The sequence below is a fragment of the Streptomyces sp. NBC_01669 genome, assembly GCF_026339735.1.
GTDB lineage: Bacteria > Actinomycetota > Actinomycetes > Streptomycetales > Streptomycetaceae > Streptomyces > Streptomyces yanii.
Window position 1 is genome coordinate 7,491,290 of record NZ_JAPEQG010000001.1, and the last position, 14,294, is coordinate 7,505,583.

A 14,294-nucleotide genomic window follows, 5' to 3' on the forward strand; every position below is an offset into this window, starting at 1 on the left:
GGGAGGGGGCACCTCCCAGCGGTAGCCGGGGGAGGTACGGTTGCCGTTCCACCAGCGCCAGTTGCCTGTACGAGACGGAGTGGCACCGGATGCAGCATGCAGTGGGGGCCCCGCTGCCGCCGCCCCAAGGACCCGGAAACGGACCTGCCGGCTGGACGCACCAGGCCCAGCACCCCGGCCACCCCGGTCCGCCGGGGCCGCCGCCCCCGCCCCCTCCCGCGCCCCAGGGCCCCGGCTGGACGGGCCCCGCCCCGCACCACGCCCCGGCGCCCGTGTCCCGGGAGACCACCGGGCACATCCAGCTGCCGCCCGGCGGCCCCGTGCCGCTGCCCGCACCACCCGCCGAGCCCGGCACGGGCACGGCGACGCTCGCCGTCCTCCTGATCGGCCCCGCGGGCGCGGGCAAGACGACCGTGGCCAAACTGTGGGCCAGCCGTCGCCGCGTTCCCACCGCCCACGTCAGCCTCGACGACGTCCGCGAATGGGTCCGCTCCGGCTTCGCCGACCCGCAGACCGGGTGGAACGACCACTCGGAGGCCCAGTACCGCCTGGCCCGCCGCACCTGCGGCTTCGCCGCCCGTAATTTCCTGGCCAACGGGATCTCCTGCATCCTCGACGACGCGGTCTTCCCGGACCGCCCCGTCGTGGGCCTGGGCGGCTGGAAGCGTCATGTGGGCCCGGGGCTTCTGCCCGTGGTGCTCCTGCCCGGCCTGGAGATCGTGCTGGAGCGCAACGCCGCCCGCAGTGGCAACCGCCGCCTCTCGGACGAGGAGGTCGCCCGGATCCACGGACGGATGGCGGGCTGGTACGGCTCGGGGCTGCCGATCATCGACAACTCGACGTACGACGTGGAGACCACGGCCCGCGTCCTCGACGACGTACTCGCCCGCTCGATAGCCAGCCCGCCGGCCTGGTGACGGCAGGCCGGCCCCGGTCTCCGGTCCGGTGGCGGCCGGCCCCCCCGGTCGGATGCGCTGACCGGGCGGCCCGGCGCCCCCGCTCGTAGGCTCGTGGCATGTCAGAGGTGTACGCCGTCCGCCGCGGGCTGCTCCGCGACCGGTGCGCCGCCGTCGGATCCGCGGCCGCCCTGGTCTCCCGCCCCGCCAACGTCCGCTATCTCGCGGGCGGAGCGCCCCCGGGTGCCGTGCTGCTGCTCGGCCCCGACGAGGACGTTCTGCTCTGCCCCCGCGCGCCGACCGGCGAACCCGACCACGGCCACACCGACGACCAGCTGCGGCTGGCCCTGTTGCCCCCCTCCGGCGGCGAAGACCCGGCGGTCGCCGCAGCCGACCTGGCCACCACCTCCGGCGCGGAATCGCTGGCCGTCGAGGAACACGATCTGACGGTCTCTCGCCACCGGGCCATGGGCTCGGTCGCCCCGCGGCTCCGGCTGACCGATCTCGGCGCCACGGTCGAGCAGCTGCGCATCGTCAAGGACGAGGAGGAGATCGCCTGTCTGCGGATCGCCGCCGAGATCACCGACCAGGCTCTCGGCGAACTCCTCGAATCGATTCTGGTCGGCCGCACCGAACGGCACCTCGCCCTGGAACTGGAACGGCGCCTGGTGGACCACGGCGCCGACGGCCCCGCCTTCGCCACTTCGGTCGCCACCGGACCCAACTCGGGTCAGGGCCGCCACCGGCCCTCGGACCGGCGCGTGGAGGAGGGAGATTTCCTCTCCGTCTGTCTCGGCGCGAACTATCGTGGCTACCGGTGCGAGATCGGCCGTACGTTTGTCATCGGGACCGCGCCGGCCGCCTGGCAGATCGATCTGTACGACCTGGTTTTCGCCGCTCAGCGGGCCGGACGCGAGGCTCTCGTGCCGGGCGCGGCATACCGCGATGTGGACCGCGCGGCCCGGCATCTCCTGGACTCCGCAGGCCACGGAGAGTGCCTCGCACCCTGGACCGGGCACGGTGTGGGACTCGAAATCGACGAGGACCCGCAGCTGGCACCGGCAGCCATGGGTAAACTGGACGCTTGTGTGCCGGTCACCGTCGAACCGGGGGTCCACCTCCCGGGCCGGGGCGGGGTCCGGATCGATGACACGCTCGTCGTGCGCCCCGAGGCGGACGGCGGACCCGAGCTACTCACCATTACGACCAAGGAGCTGCTCGCGCTCTAGCGCGCATCCTTGGCCGTCCACCAGCTTCAGTCCAGGAGATTCCGCAACCGTGGCTTCCACGAACGACCTCAAGAACGGCCTGGTGCTCAAGCTCGACGGAGGCCAGCTCTGGTCCGTCGTCGAGTTCCAGCACGTCAAGCCCGGCAAGGGCCCGGCTTTCGTGCGCACCAAGCTCAAGAACGTGCTCTCCGGCAAGGTCGTCGACAAGACGTTCAACGCCGGCGTGAAGGTCGAGACGGCCACCATTGACCGCCGCGACATGCAGTTCTCGTACATGGACGGCGAGTACTTCGTCTTCATGGACATGGACACGTACGACCAGCTGATGGTCGACCGCAAGGCTGTCGGCGACGCCGCCAACTTCCTCATCGAGGGCTTCACGGCCTCCGTGGCCCAGCACGAGGGCGAGGTGCTCTACGTCGAGCTGCCGGCCGCCGTCGAGCTGACCATCCAGCACACCGACCCGGGCGTGCAGGGTGACCGCTCCACCGGTGGCACCAAGCCCGCCACGCTGGAGACCGGTTACGAGATCGGCGTCCCGCTCTTCATCACCACCGGTGAGAAGATCAAGGTCGACACCCGCACGGGCGACTACCTCGGCCGGGTGAACAGCTAACCGTGGCTGCCCGGAACACGGCCCGCAAGCGCGCCTTCCAGATTCTCTTCGAGGCCGACCAGCGCGGTGAGTCCGTGCAGACGGTCCTCGCGGACTGGGTTCGGCACTCGCGGTCCGACACCCGTCAGCCGCCGGTCACCGAGTACACGATGGAGCTCGTCGAGGGGTACGCGCAGTACGCCGACCGGATCGACGACCTCATCATCACCTACGCCGTGGACTGGGAGATCGACCGTATGCCGGTCGTCGACCGGAACATCCTGCGGCTCGGTGCGTACGAGCTGATCTGGGTGGACGGGACGCCGGACGCGGTGGTCATCGACGAGGCGGTGCAGCTTGCCAAGGAGTTCTCCACGGATGACTCCCCAGCCTTTGTGAACGGGCTGCTCGCCCGGTTCAAGGACCTCAAGCCGAACCTTCGCCGCGAGGCGTAGGCTGCGGCGGCGTTCAGCCCACGAAGGGCCCACGGTCGGGTGACCGTGGGCCCTTCGGCGTGCGGGGCCCCTGGGCGGGGCGGGTCTGCTGCGTGGTGCGGTGCCCCGGACCCGGGTGCGAGAACCGCACCGCCCCCCGCGGTGGCCCCGCACCCCGGACCGGGGCAGAAGAAACGCCGGGCTGCCGGGGCCCGAAAAGGCGCCTGGCAACCCGGCGGTACGTTTCTGCTGGCCGGGGCTTCAGCCCCGGACGTCAGCCTTCCTCGTGGGCAACCGCGCGACGCGCGTCCGCGTCCAGCACGCCCCAGCTGATCAGCTGTTCCGTGAGCACGGACGGCGACTGGTCGTAGATCACGGCCAGCGTGCGCAGGTCGTCCTGGCGGATCGAGAGCACCTTGCCGTTGTAGTCACCGCGCTGGCTCTGGATCGTCGCGGCGTAGCGCTGCAGCGGTCCGGCCTTCTCCGGCGGGACGTGGGCAAGCCGCTCCAGGTCCAGGACGAGCTTCGGCGGCGGCTCTGCGGCCCCGCCCGGCGTCGTACCGGGCAGAAGCTCCTGCACCGGGACCCCGTAGAAGTCCGCCAGCTCGGCGAGGCGCTGTACGGTGACGGCGCGGTCGCCACGCTCGTACGAGCCGACCACGACGGCCTTCCAGCGGCCCTGGGACTTCTCCTCCACGCCATGGAGGGAGAGGCCCTGCTGGGTGCGGATGGCACGGAGCTTGGCCCCGAGCTGTTTTGCGTATTCGCTGGACATAAGGCTCCCCGGACGAAGTCTGGTAACTCACTGTGAGGTTACGCAGCGTTACTTGGATGCGTCAAGCCGAATGGTCCGGACCGGCACCTCCCGGGGGTGCGACCAGGGGCTGGTACAAGCCCTGGTAACGTTGATGACGCAATTTCGACGTCCTTTAAGGTCCGTCCAGTGAGGCGGAGAAGGAGGTCCGTTTCTTATGGACGCACAGCACGAAGCCACCGGCAATGCGGCACGCCCCGTTCTGGAGGCTCCCGACATCGCCCGAGTACTGACCCGCATCGCCCACGAAATCGTCGAACGCGCCAAGGGCGCCGACGACGTGGTCCTGCTCGGCATCCCGACCCGAGGTGTCTTTCTCGCCCGTCGGCTCGCCGACAAGCTCCAGGAGATCACCGGCCGGAAGATGCCGGTCGGCTCCCTCGACATCACCATGTACCGCGACGACCTGCGGCTGCGCCCGGCGCGCGCCCTGGCCCGCACCGAGATCCCCGGCGAGGGCATCGAGGGCCGCCTGGTCGTTCTGGTGGACGATGTTCTCTTCTCCGGCCGCACGATCCGCGCCGCGCTCGACGCGCTCGGCGACATCGGCCGGCCCCGCGCGGTGCAGCTTGGGGTCCTCGTCGACCGAGGCCACCGCGAGCTCCCGATCCGTGCCGACTACGTCGGCAAGAACCTCCCCACGTCGCTGCGGGAGACGGTCAAGGTCCAGCTCGCCGAGGAGGACGGCCGTGACGCCGTACTGCTCGGCGTCCAGCAGACCGCCCCGGCAGGCGAGCAGTAGCTGCACACATTCCGTACGACGCACCGGTCGTACGACAGCTTCCGCGCGCCCGCATGCCTGAACTCTCCAGGAGAACACCCAGATGAAGCGTCACCTCATCTCGGCCGCCGACCTCACCCGCGACGACGCCGTCCTGATCCTCGACACCGCCGAGGAGATGGCCCGGGTAGCGGACCGGCCGATCAAGAAACTCCCGACCCTGCGCGGCCGTACCGTCGTCAACCTCTTCTTCGAGGACTCGACGCGCACCCGCATCTCCTTCGAGGCCGCTGCCAAGCGCCTCTCCGCCGATGTCATCAACTTCTCCGCGAAGGGCTCGTCGGTCTCCAAGGGCGAGTCGCTCAAGGACACCGCGCTGACCCTGGAGGCGATGGGCGCCGACGCCGTCGTCATCCGGCACGGTGCCTCCGGCGCCCCGTACCGCCTCGCGACGTCCGGCTGGATCGACGGAGCCGTCGTCAACGCCGGTGACGGCACCCATGAGCACCCCACCCAGGCGTTGCTCGACGCGTTCACCATGCGTCGCCGGCTGGTCGGCGCCGACGCCGGCCTGGGCCGGGACCTGGACGGACGGCGGATCACCATCGTCGGCGACATCCTGCACAGCCGGGTCGCCCGCTCCAATGTCCACCTGCTGCACACGCTCGGCGCCCATGTCACCCTGGTGGCCCCGCCGACCCTCGTGCCGGTGGGCGTGGAGCAGTGGCCCTGCGAGGTCAGCTACAGCCTCGACGAGGTGCTGCCGAAGTCCGACGCGGTGATGATGCTGCGTGTGCAGCGCGAACGGATGAACGCCGCGTACTTCCCGACCGAGCGCGAGTACTCGCGCCGCTACGGCCTGGACGGCGAGCGCATGGCCAGGATGCCGGAGCACGCCATCGTCATGCACCCCGGCCCGATGGTCCGCGGCATGGAGATCACCGCCGAGGTCGCCGACTCCGACCGCTGCACGGCCGTCGAGCAGGTCGCCAACGGTGTCTCCATCCGGATGGCGGTGCTCTATCTGCTGCTGGGTGGGTCCGAGCCCGCCACCACCCTTGATCGAAACGCTGCGCGCCCCGCTGATTCCGAGGAGAACAAGTAATCATGAGCAAGATCCTTATCCGCGGCGCGAAGGTCCTCGGTGGCGAGCCCCAGGACGTCCTGATCGACGGCGAGACCATTGCAGAGGTCGGTGCCGGTATCGATGCCGGCGACGCGACCGTCGTCGAAGCCGAGGGGCAGGTTCTGCTGCCCGGTCTGGTCGACCTGCACACCCATCTGCGTGAGCCCGGGCGCGAGGACTCCGAGACCGTTCTCACCGGCACCAAGGCGGCGGCGGTCGGTGGCTTCACCGCCGTGCACGCCATGGCCAACACCTTCCCGGTCGCCGACACCGCCGGTGTCGTGGAGCAGGTCTGGCGGCTCGGCAAGGAGTCCGGCTACTGCGACGTGCAGCCGATCGGCGCCGTCACCGTCGGGCTGGAGGGCAAGCAGCTCGCCGAGCTCGGCGCCATGAACGATTCGGCCGCTGGAGTGAAAGTCTTCTCCGACGACGGCAAGTGTGTCGACGACGCGGTGATCATGCGGCGGGCGCTGGAGTACGTGAAGGCGTTCGACGGTGTCGTCGCCCAGCACGCCCAGGAGCCCCGCCTGACCGAGGGCGCCCAGATGAACGAGGGCATCGTCTCGGCCGAGCTCGGTCTCGGTGGATGGCCGGCCGTCGCCGAGGAGTCGATCATCGCCCGCGATGTTCTCCTCGCCGCCCACGTCAGCTCGCGGGTGCACATCTGCCACCTGTCGACCGCCGGCTCGGTGGAGATCGTCCGCTGGGCCAAGTCCAAGGGCTGGAACGTGACCGCCGAGGTCACCCCGCACCACCTGCTCCTCACCGACGAGCTCGTACGGTCGTACAACCCGGTCTACAAGGTGAACCCGCCGCTGCGCACCGAGGCCGACGTGCTGGCCCTGCGCGAGGCGCTCGCCGACGGCACGATCGACTGTGTCGCCACCGACCACGCCCCGCACCCGCACGAGGACAAGGACTGCGAGTGGGCCGCGGCGGCCATGGGCATGGTGGGTCTGGAGACCGCGCTCTCCGTCGTCCAGCAGACGATGGTCGAGACGGGGCTCCTCGACTGGGCGGGCGTCGCCGACCGGATGTCGTTCCGCCCGGCCGCCATCGGCCGGCTCGACGGACACGGCCGCCCCGTCTCGGCCGGTGAGCCTGCCAACCTCACGCTGGTCGATCCGGCATACCGTGGAGTCGTGGACCCCGCGGGCTTCGCCTCCCGCAGCCGCAATACCCCGTACGAGGGGCGCGAGCTGCCGGGGCGCGTCACCCATACGTTCCTGCGGGGCCGTGCCACGGTCGTCGACGGGAAGCTCGCGTGACATCACTGACCCCCCTGTACCAGCTGGCCGCCGAGCAGAAGTCGGCGGACGTGACCGACTGGTCCGCCCGCATCAGCTGGGTGATCGGACTGATCGTCTTCATCGCCTTCATCTACTGGCTGATGCGCCAGGGGTGGAAGTGGCGGGGGAGCCTGCAGTCCGATCTGCCGGAGCTGCCCGCCACGCCGGAGGGGTACGCCGACGGCGAGCCACTGCTGACGATGACCGGCCGCTACCACGCCTCGACGACCGCCGGGCAGTGGCTCGACCGGATCGTCGCCCACGGCCTCGGTACCCGCAGCCGCGTGGAGCTCACGCTGACCGAGCAGGGACTCGACGTCGTACGCCCCGGAGCAGCCGACTTCTTCGTCCCGGCCGCGCAGCTGCGTGACGCCCGGCTCGACAAGGGCATCGCGGGCAAGGTCCTCCCGGAGGGCGGACTGCTGATCATCACCTGGGCGCTCGGCGACAAGCTGATCGACTCCGGCTTCCGCTCCGACCGCTCGGCCGAACACCCGGCCTGGGTCGACGCCATTCACCACCTCACCAGCACTACGGAAGGCACCGCACGATGACCATCTCCACCCGGGGAGCCGCCAAAGCTCCCGCCGTACTCGTCCTGGAGGACGGCCGCGCCTTCCGCGGCCGCGCCTACGGGGCCGTGGGGGAGACCTTCGGCGAGGCGGTGTTCTCCACCGGCATGACCGGCTACCAGGAGACCCTGACCGACCCCTCGTACCACCGCCAGGTCGTCGTGATGACCGCCCCGCACGTCGGCAACACCGGGGTGAACGACGAGGACCCCGAGTCCCAGCAGATCTGGGTCTCCGGCTACGTGGTGCGCGACCCCGCCCGGGTGCCGTCCAACTGGCGCTCGCAGCGTTCGCTCGACGAGGAGCTGGAGCGCCAGGGCGTCGTCGGCATCAGCGGCATCGACACCCGCGCCCTCACCCGCCACCTGCGCGAGCGCGGCGCCATGCGCGTCGGCATCTTCTCCGGCGACGCGGTCGCCGACGAGGCCACGCTGCTGGCCCGGGTGCTGGAAGCCCCCGAGATGGTGGGCGCCGACCTCTCCGCCGAGGTCGCGACCAAGGAGACGTACGTCGTCCCCGCGATCGGCACCAAGAAGTTCACCGTCGCCGCGATCGACCTCGGCATCAAGGGCATGACCCCGCACCGGATGGCCGAGCGCGGCATCGAGGTGCACGTCCTGCCCGCCACCGCCACCCTCGACGAGGTGTACGCGGTCCGGCCCGACGGAGTCTTCTTCTCCAACGGCCCCGGCGACCCGGCCACCGCCGACCACCCGGTCTCCGTCATGCAGGGCGTCCTGGAGCGGAAGACGCCGCTCTTCGGCATCTGCTTCGGCAACCAGATCCTGGGCCGCGCCCTCGGCTTCGGCACGTACAAGCTCAAGTACGGCCACCGCGGCATCAACCAGCCGGTGCAGGACCGCACGACCGGCAAGGTCGAGGTCACCGCGCACAACCACGGCTTCGCCGTCGACGCCCCGCTGGACAAGGTGTCGGACACGAAGTTCGGCCGCGCCGAGGTCTCCCACGTCTGCCTGAACGACCAGGTCGTCGAGGGGCTGCAACTCCTCGACCAGCCGGCCTTCAGCGTCCAGTACCACCCCGAAGCAGCCGCGGGCCCGCACGACGCCGCGTACCTCTTCGACCGCTTCGTATCCCTGATGGAGGGCCAGCGTGCCTAAGCGCTCCGATATCCAGTCCGTCCTGGTCATCGGCTCCGGCCCGATCGTCATCGGTCAGGCCGCCGAGTTCGACTACTCCGGCACCCAGGCCTGCCGCGTTCTCAAGGCCGAGGGCCTGCGCGTCATCCTGGTGAACTCCAACCCGGCGACGATCATGACCGATCCGGAGATCGCCGACGCCACGTACGTCGAGCCGATCACCCCCGAGTTCGTCGAGAAGATCATCGCCAAGGAGCGCCCCGACGCGCTGCTCCCGACGCTGGGCGGCCAGACCGCGCTCAACACCGCGATCTCCATGCACGAGAACGGTGTCCTGGAGAAGTACGGCGTCGAGCTCGTCGGCGCCAATGTCGAAGCCATCAACAAGGGCGAGGACCGCGACCTCTTCAAGGGCGTCGTCGAGGCCGTCAACGAGAAGATCGGCCACGGCGAGTCCGCCCGCTCGGTCATCTGCCACACGATGGACGACGTGATCCAGGGCGTCGACACGCTCGGCGGCTACCCCGTCGTCGTCCGCCCCTCCTTCACGATGGGCGGCGCCGGTTCCGGCTTCGCGCACGACGAGGAGGAGCTGCGCCGGATCGCCGGTCAGGGCCTCACGCTCTCCCCGACCACCGAGGTGCTCCTGGAGGAGTCCATCCTCGGCTGGAAGGAGTACGAGCTGGAGCTGATGCGCGACAAGCACGACAACGTCGTGGTCGTCTGCTCCATCGAGAACTTCGACCCGATGGGCGTCCACACGGGTGACTCGATCACTGTCGCCCCGGCGATGACGCTCACCGACCGCGAGTACCAGCGGCTGCGCGACATCGGCATCGCGATCATCCGCGAGGTCGGCGTCGACACCGGCGGCTGCAACATCCAGTTCGCCATCGACCCGACCGACGGCCGGGTCATCGTGATCGAGATGAACCCGCGCGTCTCCCGCTCCTCGGCACTGGCGTCGAAGGCCACCGGCTTCCCGATCGCGAAGATCGCCGCCAAGCTGGCCGTCGGCTACACGCTCGACGAGATCCCCAACGACATCACCGAGAAGACCCCGGCCTCCTTCGAGCCGACGCTCGACTATGTCGTCGTCAAGGCCCCGCGGTTCGCCTTCGAGAAGTTCCCGTCCGCCGACTCGACCCTCACCACCACCATGAAGTCGGTGGGCGAGGCCATGGCGATCGGCCGCAACTTCACCGAGGCGCTCCAGAAGGCGCTGCGCTCCCTGGAGAAGAAGGGCTCGCAGTTCGCCTTCACCGGTGAGCCCGGCGACAAGGCCGAGCTGCTGGCCGAGGCGGTCCGCCCGACCGACGGCCGGATCAACACGGTGATGCAGGCGATCCGGGCCGGCGCCACCCAGGAAGAAGTCTTCGACGCCACGAGGATCGACCCCTGGTTCGTCGACCAGCTCTTCCTGATCAAGGAGATCGCCGACGAGCTGGCCGCCGCCGACAAGCTCGGTCCCGAGCTGCTCGCCGAGGCCAAGCGGCACGGATTCTCCGATGTCCAGATCGCCGAGATCCGCGGTCTGCGCGAGGACGTCGTCCGTGAGGTGCGGCACGCGCTCGGTATCCGCCCGGTCTACAAGACGGTCGACACCTGCGCCGCCGAGTTCGCCGCGAAGACGCCGTACTTCTACTCCTCGTACGACGAGGAGAGCGAGGTAGCGACCCGCACCAAGCCCGCGGTGATCATCCTCGGCTCGGGCCCCAACCGCATCGGCCAGGGCATCGAGTTCGACTACTCCTGCGTCCACGCCTCCTTCGCGCTGAGCGACGCGGGCTACGAGACGGTGATGGTCAACTGCAACCCGGAGACCGTCTCCACCGACTACGACACCTCCGACCGCCTGTACTTCGAGCCGCTGACGCTCGAGGACGTGCTGGAGATCGTGCACGCCGAGTCCCTCGCGGGCCCGATCGCCGGTGTCATCGTCCAGCTCGGCGGCCAGACCCCGCTGGGCCTGTCGCAGGCGCTCAAGGACAACGGGGTGCCGGTCGTCGGCACCTCCCCGGAGGCGATCCACGCCGCCGAGGACCGCGGTGCGTTCGGCCGCGTCCTGGCCGAGGCCGGACTCCCGGCCCCGAAGCACGGCACCGCCACCACGTTCGCCGAGGCCAAGGCCATCGCCGACGAGATCGGTTACCCCGTCCTCGTACGCCCGTCGTACGTGCTCGGCGGCCGCGGCATGGAGATCGTGTACGACGAGACGCGGCTCTCCTCGTACATCGCCGAGTCCACCGAGATCAGCCCCACCCGCCCGGTCCTGGTCGACCGCTTCCTCGACGACGCCATCGAGATCGACGTCGACGCGCTCTACGACGGCACCGAGCTCTACCTCGGCGGTGTCATGGAGCACATCGAGGAGGCCGGCATCCACTCCGGCGACTCCGCCTGTGCGCTGCCCCCGATCACCCTCGGCGGCTACGACATCAAGCGGCTGCGCGCCTCCACCGAGGGCATCGCCAAGGGCGTCGGAGTCCGTGGGCTGATCAACATTCAGTTCGCGCTCTCCGGCGACATCCTGTACGTCCTGGAGGCCAACCCGCGCGCCTCCCGCACCGTCCCCTTCACGTCGAAGGCGACCGCGGTGCCGCTCGCCAAGGCCGCCGCGCGCATCTCGCTGGGTGCGACCATCGCCGAGCTCCGCGAGGAGGGCCTGCTGCCGAGGAACGGCGACGGAGGCACCCTGCCGCTCGACGCGCCGATCTCCGTCAAGGAGGCCGTCATGCCGTGGTCGCGGTTCCGCGACATCCACGGCCGCGGCGTCGACACGGTCCTGGGCCCGGAGATGCGCTCCACGGGTGAGGTCATGGGCATCGACTCGGTCTTCGGCACGGCGTACGCCAAGTCGCAGGCCGGCGCCTACGGCCCGCTGCCCACCAAGGGCCGTGCCTTCATCTCCGTCGCCAACCGCGACAAGCGCTCGATGATCTTCCCGGCCCGCGAGCTGGTCGCCCACGGCTTCGAGCTGATGGCCACCTCCGGCACCGCCGAGGTCCTCAAGCGCAACGGCATCAACGCCACCGTCGTGCGCAAGCAGTCCGAGGGCGAGGGCCCGAACGGCGAGAAGACCATCGTCCAGCTCATCCACGACGGTGAGGTCGACCTGATCGTCAACACGCCGTACGGGACGGGCGGCCGCCTCGACGGCTACGAGATCCGTACCGCAGCCGTGGCCCGCGCGGTGCCGTGCCTGACCACGGTCCAGGCGCTCGCCGCAGCTGTCCAGGGCATCGACGCGCTCACCCACGGAGACGTCGGCGTACGTTCCCTCCAGGAACACGCGGAACATCTGACCGCGGCCCGCGACTAGGCAGCCCAGCAGGGGGACACCGGAAACGGTGTCCCCCTCTCTGTGAGGACACTCCCATGTACAAGTTCTTCTTCCGGCTGGTCTTCAAGCGGATGGACCCGGAGCAGGCCCACTACCTGGCCTTCCGGTGGATCCGCATCGCGGCCCGCATCCCCGTCCTGCGCACCTTCGCCGCCGCGGCGCTCGCCCCCCGCCACAAGGAGCTGCGCACCGAGGCCCTCGGCCTGCGCATGCACGGCCCGTTCGGCCTCGCCGCGGGCTTCGACAAGAACGCCGTCGCGATCGACGGCATGTCGATGCTCGGTTTCGACCACATCGAGATCGGTACGGTCACCGGCGAGCCGCAGCCCGGCAACCCCAAGAAGCGCCTCTTCCGCCTTGTGGCGGACCGGGCGCTGATCAACCGCATGGGGTTCAACAACGAGGGCTCCGCGGCCGTGGCCGAGCGCCTGGCCGCCCGTAACCCCGTCTTCCGGACGACGGTCGGCGTCAACATCGGCAAGACCAAGGTCGTGCCGGAGGCCGAGGCCGTCGGCGACTACGTGAAGTCCACCGAGCGGCTCGCCCGCCACGCCGACTACCTCGTCGTCAACGTCTCCTCGCCCAACACGCCCGGTCTGCGCAACCTCCAGGCCACCGAGGCGCTGCGCCCGCTGCTCACCGCCGTGCGCGAGGCGGCCGACCGGACCGTCACCGACCGCCGGGTGCCGCTCCTCGTCAAGATCGCCCCCGACCTCGCCGACGAGGACGTCGACGCGGTCGCCGACCTCGCGGTCGAGCTCGGCCTGGACGGCATCATCGCCACCAACACCACCATCGCCCGCGACGGCCTCGGGCTGAAGTCCTCGCCGTCGCTCGTCAAGGAGATCGGCGGGCTCTCCGGCGCGCCCCTCAAGGCGCGCTCCCTGGAGGTCCTGCGGCGCCTGTACACGCGGGTCGGCGACGAGATCACCCTGGTGGGCGTCGGCGGCATCGAGACCGCCGAGGACGCCTGGCAGCGCATCCTCGCCGGCGCCACCCTCGTCCAGGGCTACAGCGCCTTCATCTACGAGGGCCCGTTCTACGCCCGCGCGATCCACAAGGGCCTGGCGGCACGCCTCGCCGCCTCCCCGTACGCCACCCTCGCCGAGGCCGTCGGCGCCGAGACCCGGAAGGCCACGAAGTGACTTGTGAACCCTTCGGCGCACGACTGCGCCGCGCCATGGACACCCGCGGGCCGCTCTGCGTCGGCATCGACCCGCACGCCTCGCTGCTCACCTCCTGGGGTCTGAACGACGACATCGCGGGTCTGGAGCGCTTCACGCGCACCGTCGTCGAGGCGTTGGCCGACCGGGTGGCCGTCCTCAAGCCGCAGTCCGCGTTCTTCGAGCGGTTCGGGTCGCGCGGCATCGCCGTCCTGGAGAAGGGCGTCGAGGAGGCGCGGGCGGCCGGCGCGCTCGTCCTGATGGACGCCAAGCGCGGTGACATCGGCTCCACCATGGGCGCCTACGCGGCGACCTATCTGGACAAGGACTCGCCGCTGTTCTCCGACGCGCTCACCGTTTCGCCGTACCTCGGCTTCGGCTCGCTGCGTCCGGCGCTCGACGCGGCCGTCCTCTCCGGTGCGGGCGTCTTCGTCCTCGGACTCACCTCCAACCCCGAGGGCGCCGAGGTGCAGCGCGCCACCGCCGCGGACGGCCGGTCGCTGGCCCAGGTGATGCTCGACCACGTGGCCGCCGAGAACGAGGGCGCCGAGCCGCTCGGCTCGGTCGGCGTCGTGATCGGCGCCACGCTCGGCGACGCGGGCGTGGATCTGGCGGTCAACGGGCCGCTGCTGGCCCCCGGGATCGGCGCCCAGGGCGCCACCCCCGCCGATCTGCCGGGCGTCTTCGGTGCCGCGGTGGGCAACGTGCTGCCGAGCGTGAGCCGGGGCGTGCTGCGCCACGGACCGGACGCGTCGGGGCTGCGCGAAGCCGCCGAACGGCTCACGGATGAGGTCCGTGCAGCCGTTCAGGAAAGCTGACCATGCCATGTAACAGCGTGTTGACGGAATCATGACCTGAAAACGCGGTTGTTATGTCTGAAAAGTCCTGGTCGGCTCAGGCTGACCAGGACTTTTCGTCTGTTCTCGCTGACTCCGGCGGCCTTGGCCGCTAGTCTCCGTCGAGAGCCAACGTGCACAGGTTGTTCGTTGCTCACCAGGTGTGGGGCGACTAG

13 protein-coding genes are annotated in these 14,294 nt (G+C 70.2%); 12 read left to right on the top strand and 1 reads right to left on the bottom strand.

What is annotated here, in order from left to right; translation table 11 throughout:
- The first annotated feature begins 89 nt into the window (after positions 1 to 89).
- The 4 genes from OG972_RS33530 (at position 90) to nusB (ending at position 3,175) form a co-directional block, all read left to right on the top strand.
- Positions 90 to 917, top strand: coding sequence for a Pro-rich N-terminal domain-containing protein (locus tag OG972_RS33530; protein ID WP_266987954.1), 828 nt, complete (start codon positions 90 to 92; stop codon positions 915 to 917).
- A 98-nt stretch (positions 918 to 1,015) separates the two neighbouring features.
- Positions 1,016 to 2,125 (top strand): aminopeptidase P family protein, encoded by a 1,110-nt coding sequence (locus OG972_RS33535; protein ID WP_266987956.1) that lies wholly within the window; start codon positions 1,016 to 1,018, stop codon positions 2,123 to 2,125.
- 49 nt (positions 2,126 to 2,174) lie between these two features.
- Positions 2,175 to 2,741 carry an elongation factor P gene (efp, locus tag OG972_RS33540; protein ID WP_030918902.1) on the top strand — a complete coding sequence of 189 codons (567 nt, stop codon included), beginning with the start codon at positions 2,175 to 2,177 and terminating at the stop codon, positions 2,739 to 2,741.
- Positions 2,742 to 2,743: 2 nt separating this feature from the next.
- A complete protein-coding gene (nusB, locus tag OG972_RS33545) occupies positions 2,744 to 3,175 on the top strand; it encodes a transcription antitermination factor NusB (protein ID WP_266987959.1) in 432 nt (143 codons plus the stop codon).
- Positions 3,176 to 3,428: 253 nt separating this feature from the next.
- Here the strand turns inward: nusB and bldD are convergent, their stop codons facing one another.
- Entirely contained in the window at positions 3,429 to 3,929 is a 501-nt protein-coding gene (gene bldD / locus OG972_RS33550) for a transcriptional regulator BldD (protein ID WP_014044812.1), read from the bottom strand.
- 196 nt (positions 3,930 to 4,125) lie between these two features.
- Here bldD and pyrR point away from each other — a divergent pair, with 196 nt between their 5' ends.
- The 8 genes from pyrR (at position 4,126) to pyrF (ending at position 14,100) form a co-directional block, all read left to right on the top strand.
- Positions 4,126 to 4,710 carry a bifunctional pyr operon transcriptional regulator/uracil phosphoribosyltransferase PyrR gene (gene pyrR / locus OG972_RS33555; RefSeq protein WP_266987961.1) on the top strand — a complete coding sequence of 195 codons (585 nt, stop codon included), beginning with the start codon at positions 4,126 to 4,128 and terminating at the stop codon, positions 4,708 to 4,710.
- A gap of 82 nt (positions 4,711 to 4,792) precedes the next feature.
- Positions 4,793 to 5,794, top strand: a complete 1,002-nt coding sequence (locus OG972_RS33560) for an aspartate carbamoyltransferase catalytic subunit (RefSeq protein ID WP_266987963.1) — start codon at positions 4,793 to 4,795, stop codon at positions 5,792 to 5,794.
- Positions 5,795 to 5,796: 2 nt separating this feature from the next.
- Positions 5,797 to 7,083, top strand: coding sequence for a dihydroorotase (locus tag OG972_RS33565; RefSeq protein WP_266987965.1), 1,287 nt, complete (start codon positions 5,797 to 5,799; stop codon positions 7,081 to 7,083).
- Positions 7,080 to 7,658, top strand: coding sequence for a hypothetical protein (locus OG972_RS33570; RefSeq protein WP_266987967.1), 579 nt, complete (start codon positions 7,080 to 7,082; stop codon positions 7,656 to 7,658). The genes OG972_RS33565 and OG972_RS33570 overlap by 4 nt, the downstream gene beginning before the upstream one ends.
- A complete protein-coding gene (gene carA / locus OG972_RS33575; RefSeq protein WP_266987969.1) occupies positions 7,655 to 8,797 on the top strand; it encodes a glutamine-hydrolyzing carbamoyl-phosphate synthase small subunit in 1,143 nt (380 codons plus the stop codon). Before OG972_RS33570 ends, carA begins: the two co-directional genes overlap by 4 nt.
- The gene (carB, locus tag OG972_RS33580; protein ID WP_266987971.1) at positions 8,790 to 12,098 is read left to right on the top strand and encodes a carbamoyl-phosphate synthase large subunit; all 3,309 of its coding nucleotides are present in this window, start codon (positions 8,790 to 8,792) and stop codon (positions 12,096 to 12,098) included. The genes carA and carB overlap by 8 nt, the downstream gene beginning before the upstream one ends.
- Before the next feature lie 56 nt (positions 12,099 to 12,154).
- Positions 12,155 to 13,264 (top strand): quinone-dependent dihydroorotate dehydrogenase, encoded by a 1,110-nt coding sequence (locus OG972_RS33585; RefSeq protein ID WP_266987973.1) that lies wholly within the window; start codon positions 12,155 to 12,157, stop codon positions 13,262 to 13,264.
- A complete protein-coding gene (gene pyrF, locus OG972_RS33590) occupies positions 13,261 to 14,100 on the top strand; it encodes an orotidine-5'-phosphate decarboxylase (RefSeq protein ID WP_266987975.1) in 840 nt (279 codons plus the stop codon). Before OG972_RS33585 ends, pyrF begins: the two co-directional genes overlap by 4 nt.
- The last annotated feature ends 194 nt before the right edge of the window (positions 14,101 to 14,294 follow it).

Bases quoted from the DNA above. Each gene is read 5' to 3' on its own strand.
- OG972_RS33530 (WP_266987954.1), top strand. From the start codon at position 90: ATGCAGCATGCAGTGGGGGCCCCGCTGCCGCCGCCCCAAGGACCCGGA.
- OG972_RS33535 (WP_266987956.1), top strand. From the start codon at position 1,016: ATGTCAGAGGTGTACGCCGTCCGCCGCGGGCTGCTCCGCGACCGGTGC.
- bldD (WP_014044812.1), bottom strand. From the start codon at position 3,929: ATGTCCAGCGAATACGCAAAACAGCTCGGGGCCAAGCTCCGTGCCATC.
- pyrR (WP_266987961.1), top strand. From the start codon at position 4,126: ATGGACGCACAGCACGAAGCCACCGGCAATGCGGCACGCCCCGTTCTG.
- OG972_RS33560 (WP_266987963.1), top strand. From the start codon at position 4,793: ATGAAGCGTCACCTCATCTCGGCCGCCGACCTCACCCGCGACGACGCC.
- OG972_RS33565 (WP_266987965.1), top strand. From the start codon at position 5,797: ATGAGCAAGATCCTTATCCGCGGCGCGAAGGTCCTCGGTGGCGAGCCC.
- carA (WP_266987969.1), top strand. From the start codon at position 7,655: ATGACCATCTCCACCCGGGGAGCCGCCAAAGCTCCCGCCGTACTCGTC.
- OG972_RS33585 (WP_266987973.1), top strand. From the start codon at position 12,155: ATGTACAAGTTCTTCTTCCGGCTGGTCTTCAAGCGGATGGACCCGGAG.